17 protein-coding genes are annotated in these 15,598 nt (G+C 69.0%); 9 read left to right on the forward strand and 8 right to left on the reverse strand.

Translation table 11 applies throughout. The annotated features are described in order from the left end of the window. Window positions 1–49: 49 nt before the first annotated feature. On the forward strand, window positions 50–943 hold the full coding sequence (gene mshB, locus L2Z93_RS04340) for an N-acetyl-1-D-myo-inositol-2-amino-2-deoxy-alpha-D-glucopyranoside deacetylase (RefSeq protein ID WP_090589298.1): 894 nt from the start codon (window positions 50–52) through the stop codon (window positions 941–943). Between the two features lies 1 nt (window position 944). On the opposite strand, the gene L2Z93_RS04345 is transcribed toward mshB, so the two are convergent. Both L2Z93_RS04345 and L2Z93_RS04350 read right to left on the reverse strand, forming a co-directional pair. Then, window positions 945–1,274, reverse strand: a complete 330-nt coding sequence (locus L2Z93_RS04345; protein ID WP_090589299.1) for a type II toxin-antitoxin system PemK/MazF family toxin — start codon at window positions 1,272–1,274, stop codon at window positions 945–947. After that, window positions 1,271–1,507: a DUF2191 domain-containing protein gene (locus tag L2Z93_RS04350; RefSeq protein WP_090589300.1), complete on the reverse strand. Its 237-nt coding sequence runs from the start codon at window positions 1,505–1,507 to the stop codon at window positions 1,271–1,273. The genes L2Z93_RS04345 and L2Z93_RS04350 overlap by 4 nt, the downstream gene beginning before the upstream one ends. Window positions 1,508–1,593: 86 nt before the next feature. On the opposite strand from L2Z93_RS04350, the gene L2Z93_RS04355 reads away from it, so the two are divergent. Further along, complete coding sequence (locus L2Z93_RS04355) at window positions 1,594–1,977, forward strand: hypothetical protein (RefSeq protein ID WP_090589301.1); 384 nt, start codon at window positions 1,594–1,596, stop codon at window positions 1,975–1,977. A gap of 89 nt (window positions 1,978–2,066) precedes the next feature. On the opposite strand, the gene L2Z93_RS04360 is transcribed toward L2Z93_RS04355, so the two are convergent. Further along, on the reverse strand, window positions 2,067–3,299 hold the full coding sequence (locus L2Z93_RS04360; protein ID WP_090589302.1) for a hypothetical protein: 1,233 nt from the start codon (window positions 3,297–3,299) through the stop codon (window positions 2,067–2,069). A gap of 250 nt (window positions 3,300–3,549) precedes the next feature. Between L2Z93_RS04360 and L2Z93_RS04365 the strand changes: the two genes are divergently transcribed. Beyond that, window positions 3,550–6,129 carry a bifunctional FO biosynthesis protein CofGH gene (locus L2Z93_RS04365; RefSeq protein ID WP_090589303.1) on the forward strand — a complete coding sequence of 860 codons (2,580 nt, stop codon included), beginning with the start codon at window positions 3,550–3,552 and terminating at the stop codon, window positions 6,127–6,129. A gap of 28 nt (window positions 6,130–6,157) precedes the next feature. On the opposite strand, the gene L2Z93_RS04370 is transcribed toward L2Z93_RS04365, so the two are convergent. Both L2Z93_RS04370 and L2Z93_RS04375 read right to left on the reverse strand, forming a co-directional pair. Continuing rightward, window positions 6,158–6,496 carry a hypothetical protein gene (locus L2Z93_RS04370; protein WP_128111808.1) on the reverse strand — a complete coding sequence of 113 codons (339 nt, stop codon included), beginning with the start codon at window positions 6,494–6,496 and terminating at the stop codon, window positions 6,158–6,160. A 69-nt stretch (window positions 6,497–6,565) separates the two neighbouring features. Further along, a complete protein-coding gene (locus L2Z93_RS04375; RefSeq protein ID WP_090589372.1) occupies window positions 6,566–7,051 on the reverse strand; it encodes a DUF309 domain-containing protein in 486 nt (161 codons plus the stop codon). Between the two features lie 75 nt (window positions 7,052–7,126). Between L2Z93_RS04375 and fdxA (L2Z93_RS04380) the strand changes: the two genes are divergently transcribed. From fdxA (L2Z93_RS04380) to L2Z93_RS04395, 4 genes are read left to right on the forward strand one after another with little or no spacing between them, the layout of a single operon-like run. Beyond that, on the forward strand, window positions 7,127–7,468 hold the full coding sequence (gene fdxA, locus L2Z93_RS04380) for a ferredoxin (RefSeq protein WP_090589305.1): 342 nt from the start codon (window positions 7,127–7,129) through the stop codon (window positions 7,466–7,468). After that, window positions 7,465–8,094 carry a helix-turn-helix transcriptional regulator gene (locus tag L2Z93_RS04385; RefSeq protein WP_090589306.1) on the forward strand — a complete coding sequence of 210 codons (630 nt, stop codon included), beginning with the start codon at window positions 7,465–7,467 and terminating at the stop codon, window positions 8,092–8,094. Before fdxA (L2Z93_RS04380) ends, L2Z93_RS04385 begins: the two co-directional genes overlap by 4 nt. Then, window positions 8,091–8,528 (forward strand): hypothetical protein, encoded by a 438-nt coding sequence (locus L2Z93_RS04390; protein WP_090589307.1) that lies wholly within the window; start codon window positions 8,091–8,093, stop codon window positions 8,526–8,528. The genes L2Z93_RS04385 and L2Z93_RS04390 overlap by 4 nt, the downstream gene beginning before the upstream one ends. 2 nt (window positions 8,529–8,530) lie before the next feature. Next, the gene (locus tag L2Z93_RS04395) at window positions 8,531–8,959 is read left to right on the forward strand and encodes a group III truncated hemoglobin (RefSeq protein ID WP_090589308.1); all 429 of its coding nucleotides are present in this window, start codon (window positions 8,531–8,533) and stop codon (window positions 8,957–8,959) included. A gap of 339 nt (window positions 8,960–9,298) precedes the next feature. Here the strand turns inward: L2Z93_RS04395 and L2Z93_RS04400 are convergent, their stop codons facing one another. Together L2Z93_RS04400 and L2Z93_RS04405 are read right to left on the reverse strand one after the other, a co-directional pair. Further along, complete coding sequence (locus tag L2Z93_RS04400) at window positions 9,299–9,655, reverse strand: hypothetical protein (protein ID WP_090589374.1); 357 nt, start codon at window positions 9,653–9,655, stop codon at window positions 9,299–9,301. A 605-nt stretch (window positions 9,656–10,260) separates the two neighbouring features. After that, window positions 10,261–12,285, reverse strand: coding sequence for an NADPH-dependent 2,4-dienoyl-CoA reductase (locus tag L2Z93_RS04405; RefSeq protein ID WP_090589309.1), 2,025 nt, complete (start codon window positions 12,283–12,285; stop codon window positions 10,261–10,263). A 180-nt stretch (window positions 12,286–12,465) separates the two neighbouring features. Here L2Z93_RS04405 and fdxA (L2Z93_RS04410) point away from each other — a divergent pair, with 180 nt between their 5' ends. Together fdxA (L2Z93_RS04410) and dapC are read left to right on the forward strand one after the other, a co-directional pair. Next, window positions 12,466–12,786, forward strand: a complete 321-nt coding sequence (gene fdxA / locus L2Z93_RS04410) for a ferredoxin (protein ID WP_090589310.1) — start codon at window positions 12,466–12,468, stop codon at window positions 12,784–12,786. Between the two features lie 35 nt (window positions 12,787–12,821). Continuing rightward, window positions 12,822–13,907 (forward strand): succinyldiaminopimelate transaminase, encoded by a 1,086-nt coding sequence (dapC, locus tag L2Z93_RS04415; RefSeq protein ID WP_193438872.1) that lies wholly within the window; start codon window positions 12,822–12,824, stop codon window positions 13,905–13,907. 58 nt (window positions 13,908–13,965) lie between these two features. On the opposite strand, the gene L2Z93_RS04420 is transcribed toward dapC, so the two are convergent. Next, entirely contained in the window at window positions 13,966–15,531 is a 1,566-nt protein-coding gene (locus L2Z93_RS04420; protein WP_090589312.1) for a PucR family transcriptional regulator, read from the reverse strand. Between the last annotated feature and the right edge of the window lie 67 nt (window positions 15,532–15,598).

Consider the following 15,598-nt stretch of genomic DNA (forward strand, 5'->3'; position numbering starts at 1 on the left):
AAGTAGGAGCGGTCCATAGCCAATCCGCGCGGCGTCCTACGCTCAGGGGATGTCTGAGCGCCCCCGGCTCGTTTTCGTTCACGCCCATCCCGATGACGAGAGCATCAACAACGGCGCGACCATCGCCCACTACGCCGCTCTGGGCGCCCGCGTCGACGTCGTGACCTGCACGTTGGGGGAGGAGGGCGAGGTCATCGGCGAGCAGTGGTCGCAGTTGGTCGCCGACCGGGCCGACCAGTTGGGCGGATATCGGATCGCGGAGCTGTCCTTGGCGCTGCGCCGGCTCGGCGTCGTCGAACCGGTCTTCCTCGGCGGCGCCGGCCATTGGCGTGATTCCGGGATGGCCGACACCCACCCGCGGCCGGGTCGCCAGCGCTTCGTTGACGCCGATGAGGCCGAGGCCGTCGCGGCGATGGTGGCGCTGCTGCGTGAACTGCGCCCGCACGTGGTGGTGACCTATGACCCCTACGGCGGCTACGGGCACCCCGACCACATTCAAGCGCATCGGGTCACCACCGCGGCGGTGGCGGCGTGCGCGGACCCGTCGTTTCCGGGCGAGCCGTGGACGGTGCCGAAGTTTTACTGGACGGTCTCCCCGCGCTCACTGTGGCAGGCGGCGCTGGCCGAGCTGCGGCCCGAGGATCTGCTGACGCACTGGCACAAGCCCGAAGCGCCCGAGTTCGGATTCCCCGACGACGAGATCACCACTGTCGTCGACGCCACCGACGGGCTGGCGGCCAAGATCGAGGCGTTGCGCGCCCACGCCACCCAGGTGGTGGTGGGGCCGACGGGGCGGGCGTGCGCGCTGTCAAATGACATGGCGCTGCCGCTGGTCGGTGCGGAGCACTACAAGCTGGTGGTCGGCGAGCTCGGACCGGTCGGCGACGACGGCCTCGAGCAGGACCTGCTGGCGGGCCTCGAACTCGGCTGCGACCTCGGCTGAGTTAGGCGCCGCAGCCCGTCGCGACTTTCAGGGCGCTGCAGATCGCGCGCATTCGATCGTCGGCAAGTCTCCCGAGTCGCTCGACCAGTGAGCCGATGGCGACGCTCTCGATGGAATCGAGGTTGACTGCCGATGGCCGAGGAACCGGGTCGACGCCCGGTTCCAGCTGAACTTCGCTTGGTAGGCCCCTGATCGTGGTGGTGCAAGGTGCGACCAGGGGCCGGCGTGTACGGGGAATCGCCACGTCGCGGGAGATCACGACGACGGGACGTCGACCGATGTCTGGCAGTTCGCACCACCACACTTCGCCACGTGTTGGCAATCCGCTCATGATGACCCTGCGGCGTCACGCCACGAGGCCAGGTCGCCCCACTCATCAGGATCCGACAGCGGCTGGGAGTCATAGGCGACGTAGGCGGCGTCGATCTGCGCTGCGCGATGTGCGGTGAGCAGGGCACTGAGTGCCGCGTCCAGCAACGACGCGTCGGTGCCGCCGGATCGGGTTTGGCGGGCGGCGTGGAGAAGGTCGGCGTCCACCGTCGTCGAAACGCGTATGCGAGACATGCCACAATTATGCCACTGGTAGTCGAGGGGCGTGGTTCGTCGCCGACGTAGGCTGTGCGGCGTCGGCCGACGGAAGGATGCGCGGGATGGATCGCGGCGGCTTCCGGGTGATCGTGCTGGTGTTGCTCGGGCTCGACGGGGTGCTGGTTGGGCTGCTGGGGACGTTCTTTCTGCCGGAGTTCCTCGGCGTCGTCCCGTTCCCGATCTCGGCGATCGCCGCCGGCGCGATGAACCTGGCGCTGGTGTGGGCCGCCGCGTATTGGGCGCCGCCCGGCAGCCGGTTGACGGCGCTGCCGATGTACACCTTTCTGGCGACGGTGTTCGTGCTGATGGTGTTCGGCCCCGGCGGTGACTCCGTGTACGGCGGGCCCGGCATCTACCAGGCCGGTCCGCTGCTGCTGCTCCTGCTGGGGTGCGGGCCCTCAGTGTGGTGGGTGCTGCGGCGACAACGGCACGCGGCAGGCGCGTAGAGCCTTCCGCAGGTCAGTGTTTCCTCGCGAGGGCGCACGCTCGAACGGCAAAGCGGGTATGCGTGCGCCTTCGCCGTCGGGCCCGGGCCCTATTCGCTCGGGCCGTCCTTCTTGGCGACCTTGCTCGTCAACGACTTGGCGGCCTGCTGAACCTTCTGGCCGATCTTGGTTTTCGGCGTGTAGCCCGGCTTGGCTCCGTCGGACTTGCCGGCGTCGCTGGAGCTTGAGGTGAGAGGCTTCGTCAGGCGCTTGACGGCGGAGTCGGCGGCCTCGGTCGCCTTCTGGAAACGCGTCGTGGCCCGATCCTTGACCGTCTCCACCTTGTCGGACGCCCCGGTTTGCAGATCGCGCAGCGACGGCAGCTTCAGCTTGGCTTCGGCTCGCGTGGGCAAGGACTTCGCACCGGGCAGCTTGAACAGCGACTTCTCACCGGTGAGAAGCGTGGCGGGGTCGAGCTTCTCGGTGACGGACTTGGCCAGGGTCTGGACGCGGGAGGCAAAGACCTCCGTGCCGCTTCCGAGCGAGCCGCCGATGATCGGAAGCGCGACCGCGGGCGCCGGATCGGCCTCGACGGAGGCCGTCCTGGCCTGGGGCCCGAAAACGTCGCCGAGGCTCTTGATGGCATCCTCGGCGCCTCCGGCCAGCCGGGACAGCGCCCTGGAAACGGGAGCCGCCACTTGATCCACTGCCTCGCTCGTGTCGTCAAGCGTCTGGCGCGCGTTGGCTGCGGTGAGGCCGATGGGCGGCAGTGGCGGCAGCCAGCCGAACAGCCAATTGATCTCGCCTCGAACGAGGGTGCGGAGTCCACCGGTGACCCCATTGATCAGCGTGGGTGGGATGTTGGCCCAGTTGAGGTTGACCAGGTCCTGAGCGGCCTGGAACCAGCTGCGCACCAGCACTTCGCCGGCGTTGTAAAGGATCTCAATCTGATCAGCGGCCACCCAACCAATCCAGGGAAGCCAGGCCACCGCCCAGGCCGCGACATCGAATCCCCACGCCACCCATGGCTCGACAGCGGTGTAGATATCCATGATCAGCCCGGTGCTGGGGCTGGTCCCCGCCGCGTACGGTGACGTCGCGGTCGGACCTGCTGGCCCTGAGGGCGCCGGCGGAAGCGATCTGGCGGCGGATGCCTCAGGGGCCTTGATCGCCGATTTGACGCCCAGCGGCGAGGGCAGCGGAATCCACGGACGCACCGCGGCCGTGTTCTGCACCGGAATCGCCACGGCGGCGGGCTCGGCCGCGGGCTGGGCGACCGGGGTGATCGCCGGGGCGGCGACCACGGCTGTCGCCGTCAGGGCCACAACGCCGCTGGTGAGCATGGATCGGTAGGAGACTCGCATCGCACTTCCCTCGTGTCGTGGCCGGGTGCTGAGAAAAATCTACTCTGAATCATAGGTTTCTCTTGGTTTCGCGTTACCGGGACGGCGCGTGGTCGGTCGCGGGTGGCCCGTGGGACGGCCGACCCCCGTCTGCCAGGAAGCGTGGTTAGTCTGGACTGTGTCAATCGGCCGGGTTTGAAGACTGTTGGGACGCGCGGATGAAACTCCACTTGCGCCGAGCTCTGGAGGTGTGGCGCTGAACCCGCAGCCAGTGAGCCTGTCGGCGCCCCCGATGCCCGGCCCCTCCGTCGCCGCGCCGTCCGTGTCGGCCATGCGTCGGGTGCTGCGGCGTGCCCGCGACGGCGTCGCTCTCAACGTCGACGAAGCCGCCATTGCGTTGGCCGCCCGCGGTGCGGACCTGGCCGACCTGTGCGCCAGCGCCGCCCGGGTCCGCGACGCCGGATTGCAGGCCGGCGCGCGCGGTCCCAATGGCCGGCTGCCGGTGAGCTACTCGCGCAAAGTCTTCATCCCGGTCACCCACCTGTGCCGAGACACCTGCCACTACTGCACCTTCGTCACCGTCCCGGGCAAGCTGCGCGCCGCCGGGCAAGGCATGTACCTGGAGCCCGACGAAATCCTCGACATCGCCGCCCGTGGCGCCGAACTCGGCTGCAAGGAAGCGCTGTTCACCCTCGGCGACCGTCCCGAGACCCGCTGGCCCGAAGCGCGGCAGTGGCTCGACGAGCGCGGCTATGACTCCACTCTCGATTACGTGCGCGCCATGAGCATCCGGGTGCTGGAGGAGACCGGGCTGCTGCCGCACCTGAACCCCGGGGTGATGAGCTGGTCGGAGCTTTCCCGGCTCAAGCCGGTCGCGCCGTCGATGGGCATGATGCTGGAGACCACCTCCCGACGGCTCTACGAAACCAAAGGCCAGGCGCACTACGGCAGCCCGGACAAGGACCCCGCGGTGCGGCTGCGCACCCTCGTCGACGCCGGCCGACTCGCCATCCCGTTCACCACCGGCCTGCTGATCGGCATCGGCGAGACCGTGCTGGAGCGCGCCGAGACCATCCACGCGATCCGCAAGGCGCACAAGGAGTTCGGGCACGTCCAAGAAGTGATTGTGCAGAACTTCCGGGCCAAGCAGGGGACTGCCATGCGTTCGGCCCCCGACGCCGACCTGCAGGAGTTCCAGGCCGCCATCGCGGTGACCCGGTTGGTGCTCGGCCCGGCCATGCGGATCCAGGCGCCGCCAAACCTGGTGTCGCAGAACGAATGTCTCGCGCTGATCGGCGCCGGCGTCGACGACTGGGGCGGGGTGTCACCGCTGACACCGGATCACGTCAACCCCGAACGACCCTGGCCCGCACTGGATTCGCTCGCCGACATCACTGCCGCCGCCGGCTACGACCTAGTGCAGCGGCTGACCGCGCACCCGAAGTACATCCGGGCCGGGGCGGCCTGGATCGACCCGCGGGTGCGCGCCCACGTCGACGCGCTGGCCGACCCGGACACCGGCTGGGCTCGCGACGTCAATCCCGTCGGGCTGCCGTGGCAGGAGCCCGACGAGGCCGCGCAGTCCCTGGGCCGCACCGACTTGCACACCGCCATCGACGCTGACGGTCGGCTGACCGAAACCCGCAGCGACATCGACAGCGCGTTCGGGGACTGGGAATCCATCCGTGATCGGGTGCACGAGCTGGCCGCCGCCGCACCCGAACGGGTCGCCACCGACGTGCTCGCCGCACTGCGCGCCGCCGAGCGGGACCCCGGCGGCTGCAGCGACGCCGACTACCTAGCGCTGGCCACCGCCGACGGTCCGGCACTGGAAGCCGTTGCGGCTTTTGCGGATTCGCTGCGGCGCGACGCCGTCGGCGATGACGTCACCTACGTCATCAACCGGAACATCAACTTCACCAACATCTGCTACACCGGCTGCCGGTTCTGCGCGTTCGCCCAACGCAAGGGGGACGCCGACGCCTTCTCGCTGTCGTCGGCCGATGTCGCGGACCGGGCGTGGGAAGCCCACGTCGCCGGCGCCACCGAGGTGTGCATGCAGGGCGGCATCGACCCCGAGTTACCGGTCACCGGCTACGCCGATCTGGTGCGCGCGGTCAAAGCGCGGGTGCCGCAGATGCACGTGCACGCCTTCTCGCCGATGGAGATCGCCAACGGGGTGACCCGCAGCGGCATCTCGGTGCGGGAATGGCTGACCGGGCTGCGCGAAGCCGGACTGGGATCGATCCCGGGCACCGCCGCGGAGATCCTCGACGACGAAGTCCGCTGGGTGCTCACCAAAGGCAAACTGCCGACCGCGGAATGGATCGACATCGTCAGCACCGCGCATGAAGTGGGACTGCGTTCCAGTTCGACGATGATGTACGGCCACGTCGACACCCCCGCGCATTGGGTGGGGCACCTGAACGTGCTGCGTGGCATCCAGGATCGCACCGGCGGATTCACCGAGTTCGTGCCGCTGCCATTCGTGCACCAGTCCTCACCGCTGTACCTGGCGGGTGCGGCGCGTCCCGGACCCACGCATCGCGACAATCGGGCGGTGCACGCGCTGGCCCGAATCATGTTGCACGGCAGGATCTCCAACATTCAGACCAGTTGGGTCAAACTCGGCGCAGAGCGCACCCGGGTGATGCTGCGGGGCGGGGCCAATGACCTCGGTGGCACGCTCATGGAGGAGACCATCTCCCGGATGGCCGGCTCGGAATACGGCTCCGCGAAGACCGTCGCCGAGTTGGTTGACATCGCCGCCGGCATCGGCCGGCCCGCCCGTCAACGCACCACGACCTATGCGCCGCTGGTGTCGGCCTGATTCAAACCGACGGACAGGCGTCTGGCGCTCAGCAGTACTGGACGGGACTGGAGACCGTGACCGCCGCGGCCCCGAAGGACGTGACCTCACCGTAGAGGACGCACACCGGAGCGCCGTTGACGATGTAGATCACACCGTTTTTCCCCTGGGCACGCTGCTGCTCGATGTACTCCTCGATGCTCGAGCTCTGCTGCTGTTGGCCCTGGTTGAGGTCGGGCATATTGGGTGCGCCGTTCTGGTCCTGCTCCTCCTCGGACTGCTCGGTGTCGTTTTGGTCGTCGGGACCGGCGTAGGCCATCGGCGCCGAGAGCAGCATCGCCGCGGTTGCCGCGGTGAACGTCCTGATCAGGAGTGCGGTCTTTGTCATGATGGCCCTCTCTTGTGGGTCCACGCAGTGTATTCCCAGGTCGGGCGTCCCGTGGGGGTGTTGCCGCGGTTAGGCGGAACGCAGCCGGGGCCGCAACCGGTGCGGGTCGATGTCGACGCCGGCGTCGACATCGGCGGCCAGTGCGTCGGCGAAGCCGATGAGGCCCGAGACGTCGATGCCGTGTGGCGGCTCACCACCCTGGGACAACTGGGTCGCGGCACGTCGCAGCAGCGACACCGCGCCGGCGCGGTTGCCTCGCTGCAGATGTGTGACGCCGACCGCGAGCTGGGCCAGTCCTTGCCACAGTGGGCGGCGCTCCGCCGCGCAGCTCTTCCACAGGGATTCGAAGACCTCGTGGGCATAGAACGCGCGACCATCGTCGATCAGCTGCTGGGCGAGGGTGAGCGCATCGTCGGGCGCCAGATCGAGGTCTTCGGGCAATCGCTGCACCCCGGGGCTGCCCGGTGGCAGCGGGCGGCCGAGGGCGTCGCGGGGTCGGGCGTTGAGCGGCCGGCCCCGTTCGTCGCGATCGCGCGCAGTGTTCACGTCCTCCATGGTGGCCGGTGGCGGGACGACGGGCGCGAGCACCCCGACAATTTATACAAATTCAACATGTGTAAACTATCGGGCATGGCATACGTCATCGCCCAGCCCTGCGTCGATGTCAAGGACAAAGCCTGCGTCGAGGAATGCCCCGTCGATTGCATCTACGAGGGCGCTCGCGCGCTCTACATCCATCCCGACGAGTGTGTCGACTGTGGCGCCTGCGAACCGGTCTGCCCGGTGGAAGCCATCTTTTACGAGGATGATCTACCGGAGGAGTTCGTGCCGTACCTGCAGGACAACACCGATTTCTTCACCGAGGTGCTGCCCGGGCAGGACGCCCCGTTGGGATCGCCGGGGGGAGCGGCCAAGCTCGGCGCGATTGACGCCGACGCCCCGCTGGTCGCCGGACTGCCGCGGCAATCATGAACACCCGACGGGCGCGGGTGCTGACGGCGCTGCGCGCGGCCGACGGTCCGCTGACCATCGCCGAGGTCGCCGAGCGACTCGGCATGCCCGTCAACACCGCGCGGTTCCACCTGCTGGCGCTGGCCGAGTCCGGTCAGGCTGGCCGTGTTGACGCTCCCGCTTCGCGTCCGGGCCGACCGCCACAGCTGTTCGTCGCCACCGCGGGCATGGATCCGGGCGGGCCGCGGCACTACCGGCTGCTCGCCGAGGCGCTGGCGGATTCGATGGCCGGCGCGCCGGACCCATCCGGGCAGGCCCGCGCTGCCGGTCGCACCATCGGTGTGCGGCTGGGCCAGCGCCGGATGCCGGCCGGGTCGGCCCGTCCGGTCGACGAGCTGGTCGCGCTGATGGATGAGTTCGGCTTCTCTCCGTCCGCTCGGGAACGGCGAATCGAGTTGCGGCACTGTCCTTTTCTGGAACTCACGAGCGAGCACCGAGATGTCGTCTGCCCGCTGCACCACGGGCTGATGCAGGGTGCGTTGGACGCCTGGGGCGCCCCGGTTACTGTCGAAACGCTCACACCGTTCGTCCGGCCCGACTTGTGCCTGGCGAAACTGAGCACGCCGAAGATGGGAGCGTCGTCATGAACATCTGGACGTCGATCGCGATCGCGTCGACCTTCACCTGGCTGGGCATGGTGCTGGCGATTTCCTTCATTGAGGCGCCGTTGAAGTTCCGGGCGCCGGGAATCACCGTGCAACTCGGGTTGGGCATCGGGCGATTGGTCTTCAAAGCGCTCAACACAGTCGAGGGAGTGCTGGCGGCGGTGATCGTTGTGGCGCTGGTGATTTCGCGACCGGAATGCCTTGCTGTGGTGGCGCTGGCGATCGCGATGCTGGCGCTGATCGGCCAGGTCGCCGGGGTGCGGCCGTTCCTGAAGCGGCGCTCCAACGCGGTGTTGGCCGATGCCGACGGGTCGGTGACCCACAAACGGTCCACCGCGCACTTCTACTACACCGGGCTGGAGATCGTGAAGGTCATCGCCCTGGTGGTCGGAGGGTTCGCCCTCCTGGGCGGGTAGTCATGGCCAAGAGTGACATCGCCACCCGCGACGACCTGTACGCGCTGCTCTCGGCGTTCTACGGACTGGCGCTGGTCGACGACCTGCTGGCCGGCCCGTTCGCCGAGATTCGCGACCAAGGTCTGGAGTCGCACCTGCCGGTGATGTGCGACTTCTGGGAGACGATGTTGTTCCGCGAGCGCAAGTACCGGCGCAGCGCGCTGTCGGTGCATCGCCACGTGCACTCCGAACATCCGCTAACCAGCGCCCATTTTATCCGCTGGCTGACGCTGTGGTGGGCGACCGTCGACGCGATGTTCGCCGGGCCGGTGGCCGAGCAGGCCAAGCTGTTCGGCCGTCGCACCGCCTGGGCCATGCATCGGGCGCTGGTCGGTCACGACGCCGACGACCTCGATGAGTTCGTCGATCGCGAGGCGCTGATCATCCGCTGATCGCCCGGGGTCCGGCTTCCCTGGCCTCCCGGGCCGGTTTCCCCGCTTCCCGCTTCCCGCTTCCTTGGTCCTGCTTCCCGGGCTTCCCCGGCATCAAGGCTTTCCGGCGTCCGCAGTGCACGGAAACTCTTGTCCGCCTTGGAGCGACACCTGATTCACTATCCAGCGACATTGGCACCGGAGCCGTCTCGGTGTGAGCGAATCTGTGGCCGGTACATTCTCATCCCCAGCGACAACGTGCGGAAAGTGCCCACGGGCAGCGACGCGATTCCACAGAGAGCGACACCCCAGCACGGTCGCGGGCACCGGCGTAGGTGCCGGCGTAGGTGCCGGTGTCGGTCAGTCTGCGTAGTCCCATTCGGAGTTCCAGGGCCCGGATCGGCCGCCAGCCCACGACGAGCTAGCCGCGCCAGCTTCCTCTTTGAGCTTGGCGACGCGGGTCTTGATGCGGTGCTCGGTGGATCGGGGAATGTCGCCCGGCCCGTACAGGCCGCGGCCGCGCCGTATCACCCGGCCGCGGCGGACTTCCCAGCGCAGTGCGTCGGGAATCGTCTTCGATGGGCGCCCGGCGACGGTGAATCCGTCTGCGGCGAGGAGATCGGTCAGTTCAGCCACGGTGAGGACCCCGGACTGCGACAACGTGTGGGCCAACATGTACCGCAGTTCCAGGCCAATGAGGCATTTGCGTTCGGTCATGGCCTGATCGTCGCGCTTGGCCGGCCCCAAGGTAGTTCAGCTGGGGCGAGTTATCCACAGGGCGGTCAGTACGAGCCCGATCTGGGTAAGGCCCGTCCGTCAGGTCCGTCGCGTCAGGTCCATCGCATCAGGCCTGTCTGTCAGGTCCATCGCGTCAGGCCTGTCGCGTAGGGCTCGCCGCGACCCGCGACGGTGCGTGCCCCGGGTTAGTCGCTCGCGCTGGGACGGTGTCGCTTCTGGTGGGTACGTCGGCGCGAGTGTCGCTGGCAGTGGGAGGCGGGGCACTGCTGTGTCGCTGGCTATGGGGGGCCAGTGCCACGGGTGTCGCTCGATAGTGGAGCGGGTGTCGCTCGGAGGCGGACACCAGTTTGACCGTCGAGTTCAGCCAGGACGGCAGGCAGGACGGCAGGCAGGAGGACAGGCAGGACGGCAGGCAGGACGACAGGCAGCGGTGTCGCATCACCGGTGCCGAGGCGGCGTTGATTCGCTGGCATCGCGAGGGCGTTGATTCGCTGGCGTCGACAGCGGCGTGCCTCGACGTCGATAGGGGGTGCCCGGCGTCGACAGCGCCGTGCCCCCGCGCCGACAGCGTCGTACCCCGGCTACTACAGCGACGCGGCCAGTTCCGTGCCCTGCTTGATCGCGCGCTTGGCGTCCAACTCCGCGGCCAGCGCGGCGCCGCCGATCACGTGCGGACGTATCCCGCGGGCGCGCAGTTCGTCCTCCAGGTCGCGGACCGAATCCTGCCCGGCACAGATCACCACGTTGTCGACCTCCAGCAGCGTCGGCCGCGAATGCTTCTCGCCGAAGCTGATGTGCAGTCCGGAGTCATCGATGCGCTCGTAGTTCACCCCGGAAAGCTGTTGCACACCTTTGGCTTTCACCGATGCCCGGTGCACCCAGCCGGAGGTCTTGCCCAGCTTGGTTCCCTGCCGGCCGGCGGTTCGCTGCAGCAGGTACACCTCGCGGGCCGGCGGCGCGGGCAACGGTTTGGTCAGCGCGCCGCGCGCCTCGGCGGGGTCGGCCACCCCCCATTCCGCCTTCCACTCCTTGAGATTCAATGTCGGCGACTCGTCGGTGGTCAGCAATTCCGTGACGTCGAACCCGATGCCGCCGGCCCCGATCACCGCCACTCGCGCGCCCACCGGCCTGGTCCCGTAGATCGCCTCCGGATAGGTCAGCACCATCGGGTGGTCGACGCCCGGGATGGACGGCAGCCGCGGCGTCACCCCGGTGGCCAACACCACGTCGTCGAAAGTCGTCAGCTCCTCGGCGCCCACCCGCGAGCCCAGCCGCACATCCACAGCGTGCTTGTTCAGCATCGTCGTGTAGTAGCGGATGGTCTCGGCGAACTCCTCCTTGCCGGGAATCCTTCGCGCCAAATCGAACTGGCCGCCGATGAACTCGTTGGCGTCGAACAGGGTCACCCGGTGTCCACGCGACGCCGCGCTGACCGCCGCTGCCAGCCCGGCCGGCCCGGCGCCCACCACGGCCACCGAGCGCGCCGCGCGGGTCGGCTCAAGCACCAGCGAGGTCTCGCGTCCGGCCCGCGGGTTCAGCAGGCACGACACCTTCTTGTGCACGAACGCGTGATCCAGGCAGGCCTGATTGCAGGCGATGCAGGTGTTGATCTCGTCGGCGGTGTCGGCGGCGGCCTTATTGACCCAGTCCGGATCCGACAGCATCGGGCGCGCCATCGAAATCAATTGCACGTGAGTGTCTTCCAGGATCTGCTCGGCCGCCTCGGGCATGTTGATCCGGTTGGACGCGACCACCGGGATGTCCACGTGCTCGGCCACCGCGCTGGAGATGTCGACGAAGGCGCCCGAGGGCACCGAGGTGACGATCGTCGGGACCCGGGCCTCGTGCCAGCCGAAACCGGAGTTGATCAGCGTCGCCCCGGCGTCCTGCGCCTCCGAGGCCAGCGCCAGAATCTCCTGCCAACTCTGGCCGTTCTCCACGTAGTCGGCCATCGACAGCCGGTAGTCGATGATGAAATCCGGGCCGACGGCCTCGCGGGTGCGGCGCACGATCTCCACCGGCAGCCGGCGGCGGTGCCTCGGGGATCCGCCCCAGCGGTCGGTGCGCTTGTTGGTGGCCGGGGAGAGGAACTGATTGAGCAGGTAACCCTCGCTGCCCATGATCTCGACGCCGTCGTAGCCGGCCTCGCGGGCCAGCAACGCGCAGCGCACGAAGTCGTCGATCGTCTTCACGACACCGCGATCCGACAGCGCGCGCGGCCGGAACGGGTTGATCGGGGCCTTGATCGCCGAGGCGCTCACCGACAGCGGGTGATAGGCGTAGCGGCCGGCGTGCAGCACCTGCAGCAGGATCTTCGCTCCGCCGTCGTGCACGGCGGAGGTGATCCGTCGGTGCCTGCGGGCGTCGGCGCCGGTGGTCATCTCGGCGGCGAACGGCAACAGCCAACCGGTGCGGTTCGGCGCGTATCCGCCGGTGATGATCAGCCCGACGCCGCCGCGAGCCCGTTCGGCGAAATATTCGGCCAGCCGGCCGGTGTCACGGGCGCGGTCTTCCAGCCCGGTGTGCATGGAGCCCATCACCACGCGGTTGCGCAGCGTGGTGAAGCCGAGGTCCAACGGGGACAACAGCTTCGGATAGACACCGGTCACAGCCCGAACGTTATGCGATACCGGCGGTACCGTGCAACCGACCCGACCGAAGCGGCTGAAGTTAGGGCACACTGTGTTGGCGGTCAGGAATCGGCCGGGGATACTGATGGGCGGCCGCAATTCCTCCCGCGGACAGCGGCCCCGCAGTACGCCAGCGCAGTACGGCCCGAGGAGAGTTCAGTGACATACGTGATCGCCGAACCGTGCGTCGACGTGATGGACAAGGCATGCATTGAGGAATGCCCCGTCGACTGCATCTATGAAGGCGCGCGGATGCTCTACATTCACCCCGACGAATGCGTGGACTGCGGCGCCTGCGAACCGGTCTGCCCGGTGGAGGCCATCTTCTACGAGGACGATGTGCCCGACGAGTGGACCGAGTACACCCAGGCCAACGCCGATTTCTTCGACGAACTCGGTTCACCGGGTGGCGCGGCCAAGGTCGGTCAGACCGAACACGATCCGGCCTTCATCAAGTCGCTGGACCCCCGCGGCGAGTGAGCGCGCCGAACCCGGATCGGGCGCACTCCCGGCGGGTGTCGTCTCGGCTGCCGGTGTTCCCGTGGGACACCCTCGCCGAGGCCGCCGACACCGCTCGCGCGCATCCCGAGGGCATCGTCGACCTGTCCGTCGGCACCCCGGTCGATCCGGTGGCGCCGGTCATCCAGCAGGCACTGACCGCCGCCGCCGGCGAGCCCGGCTACCCGGCCACCGCCGGCGCCCCGGCGCTGCGCGCGTCGATCATCGGCTCGCTGCGCCGCCGCTACGGCATCACCGGCCTGCCGGAACACGCCGTGCTTCCGGTGATCGGCACCAAGGAGCTCATCGCCTGGCTGCCCACCCTGCTCGGACTCGACGCCGGCGACCTCGTCGTCATCCCCGAGTTGGCCTACCCGACCTACGACGTGGGCGCCCGGCTGGCCGGCGCGCAGGTGACCGCCGCCGATTCGCTGACCCAGATCGGCCCGCGACGGCCGTCGCTGATCTACCTGAACTCGCCGTCGAACCCGACCGGCAGGGTGCTCGGCGTCGAGCATCTGCGCAAGGTGGTCGGCTGGGCTCGCGAGCGCGGCGTCATCGTCGCCTCCGACGAGTGCTACCTGGGCCTGGCCTGGGACGCCCAGCCGCTGTCGGTGCTGCACCCGGCGGTCTGCGACGACGACCACACCGGGCTGCTGGCCATCCACTCGCTGTCCAAGACCTCGTCGCTGGCCGGCTACCGGGCCGGATTCGTCGCCGGTGACCCGTGGCTGGTGGCCGAACTGCTGGCGGTGCGCAAGCACGCCGGGATGATCGTGCCGACCCCGGTGCAGGCCGCCATGATCGCCGCCCTCGACGACGACGGGCATGAGGCGATCCAGCGCGAGCGGTACGCCCGCCGGCGCCGCAAGCTGCTGCCGGCGCTGCGCCACGCGGGCTTTGCCATCGACAACTCCGAGGCCGGGCTCTACCTGTGGGCCACCCGCGGCGAACCCTGCCGCGACACCGTCAGCTGGCTGGCCGATCGCGGGATCCTGGTCGCGCCGGGGGAGTTCTACGGGCCCAAGGGCGCCCAGCACGTCCGGGTCGCGCTGACCGCGACCGACGACGCCATCGACGCCGCCGTCAAACGCCTGGCCTGACGGTGTTGGACGGGCCGGTCCAGCTTCGACTCAGCTCGGCAAGCTCCGCTGAGCCTTGCTAACCGGCCGCTCGGAGGCTCAGCGCCAGCAACAGCCGCGTCTCCGGATCGTCGAGGGAGGCGCCCAGCAGCTTCGCGATTCGCCGCACCCGGTAGCGCACGGTGTTCGGATGCACGTGCAGCCGCTCGGCGGCGGTCGCCACCTCCCCGAACGCGTCCAGATAAACCCGCAGGGTCTCGGTCAGCATCGCGCCGAGTTTGGCCAACCGCGGGTCCGCCAGCCGCGGATTGGCGGCCACCCAGCTGACGATCTCGTCGAGAATGACGGTGGTGCGGGCCGCTGCGAGCGAGGTCACCCGCTCGATCTGCTCGGGATGGCGGCTCGCGCTGTCGAGCACCCGGTCGATGTCCGCCCGCGCCGCGGCCACGCCGTCCATATTCGCCACCGCGCCGGTGACGGCGCGCAGGTCCAGGTCCAGTTCGGCGCGCATCGCGTGAACCACCCCGCGCGCCCACGACGTGACGGCCACCCCTTTGGTGGCGCCGGGAATGAGCACGTACACCCGCGAGTCCTGGGCGGCCACCTGAGCATCGCGATGAAAAGCGTTGGCGCTCAACGCGAGAATGTCACCGAGGCGAGGGTGGGCGGTGGCGCTCTGCAGGCCGACCACCGTGCCGGGGCCGTCCGCCGGGATGCCGAGCTCTCGGGCCAGCGTCTCAGCGGGGTCCGGTGTTTCGCGCAATCCCAAGAGCTCCTGGACGCGCACGGTGTGGGTGGACGGCGCGGCGGCCAGTCGGGCCATGATCCGGGCTGCCAGCACCGAGGCGCCCCGCAGGGTGTCGTCGGTGTCGTCGGCCAACGCCCGGTCACCCTGTTGCACCCAGATGGTGCCGTCATACCGAGGGGCCCGGCGCGCGTCGGGGGAGGGATGCAGGATTCCCACGGCTCGCCTCGGCCGCAGCCCGAGTTCCGGGCGTTCGTCGACGTGCACCACCTCGCCCTCGGTGCGCACGGCCGCGAAGATGCCCCACTGCGACAGCCACCGCAGATGCTCGGGCGGCCCGGCCCGGCCCAGGATCGACAGCCGGCGCAGCTCGTCGGCGCCGTCCCCGGACGCCGAGTAGGCCAGCACGTGGGACTGCGCGTCTTCGACGGTGACCATGCCGTGGGTGCGATCGGCGATGGACTGGGCCAGCGCGAACAGGTCCGTGCCCGAGTCGTAGCGCGGGTCGGCCGGGTTGGAGTGATGGTCGAAGACATGGTTGACGAACAGGTACAGCCGCTCCCAGCGGGCCTGCGGCTCGACGGCGACGACGGCCGCGCCGAGCGCCCCCGCGCGGGCCACCAGCTCCGGTGGCGGTTCCTTGACGAAGATGGCGGTCGGAACGCGGGTGGCGGCTTGCCCGTCGAGCCAGCCCAGCGCGTCGGCGCCGGCGACGCCGACGAGGAAGAAGACGTCGGCGGACTCGGCGGAGCGGGCCAGCCCCAGCCGGACGTCGTCGGAGTCGATCAGCGCGGCGGAGGCGACCGGCAGGTCCAGACCCCGGGGTGCGCGCACCACGCTGACCAGGGTGGAGTCCAGAGCCTGCAGCAATTGCGCGAGGGCCACACCACTCACCCGCATATTGTCCGATCCTACTAGTCGATGTCAATGACATTGGCGTATCGGCTAAACAAAGCGGCGCGCGACT

The organism is Mycolicibacterium brumae (assembly GCF_025215495.1).
GTDB classification, from domain to species: domain Bacteria; phylum Actinomycetota; class Actinomycetes; order Mycobacteriales; family Mycobacteriaceae; genus Mycobacterium; species Mycobacterium brumae.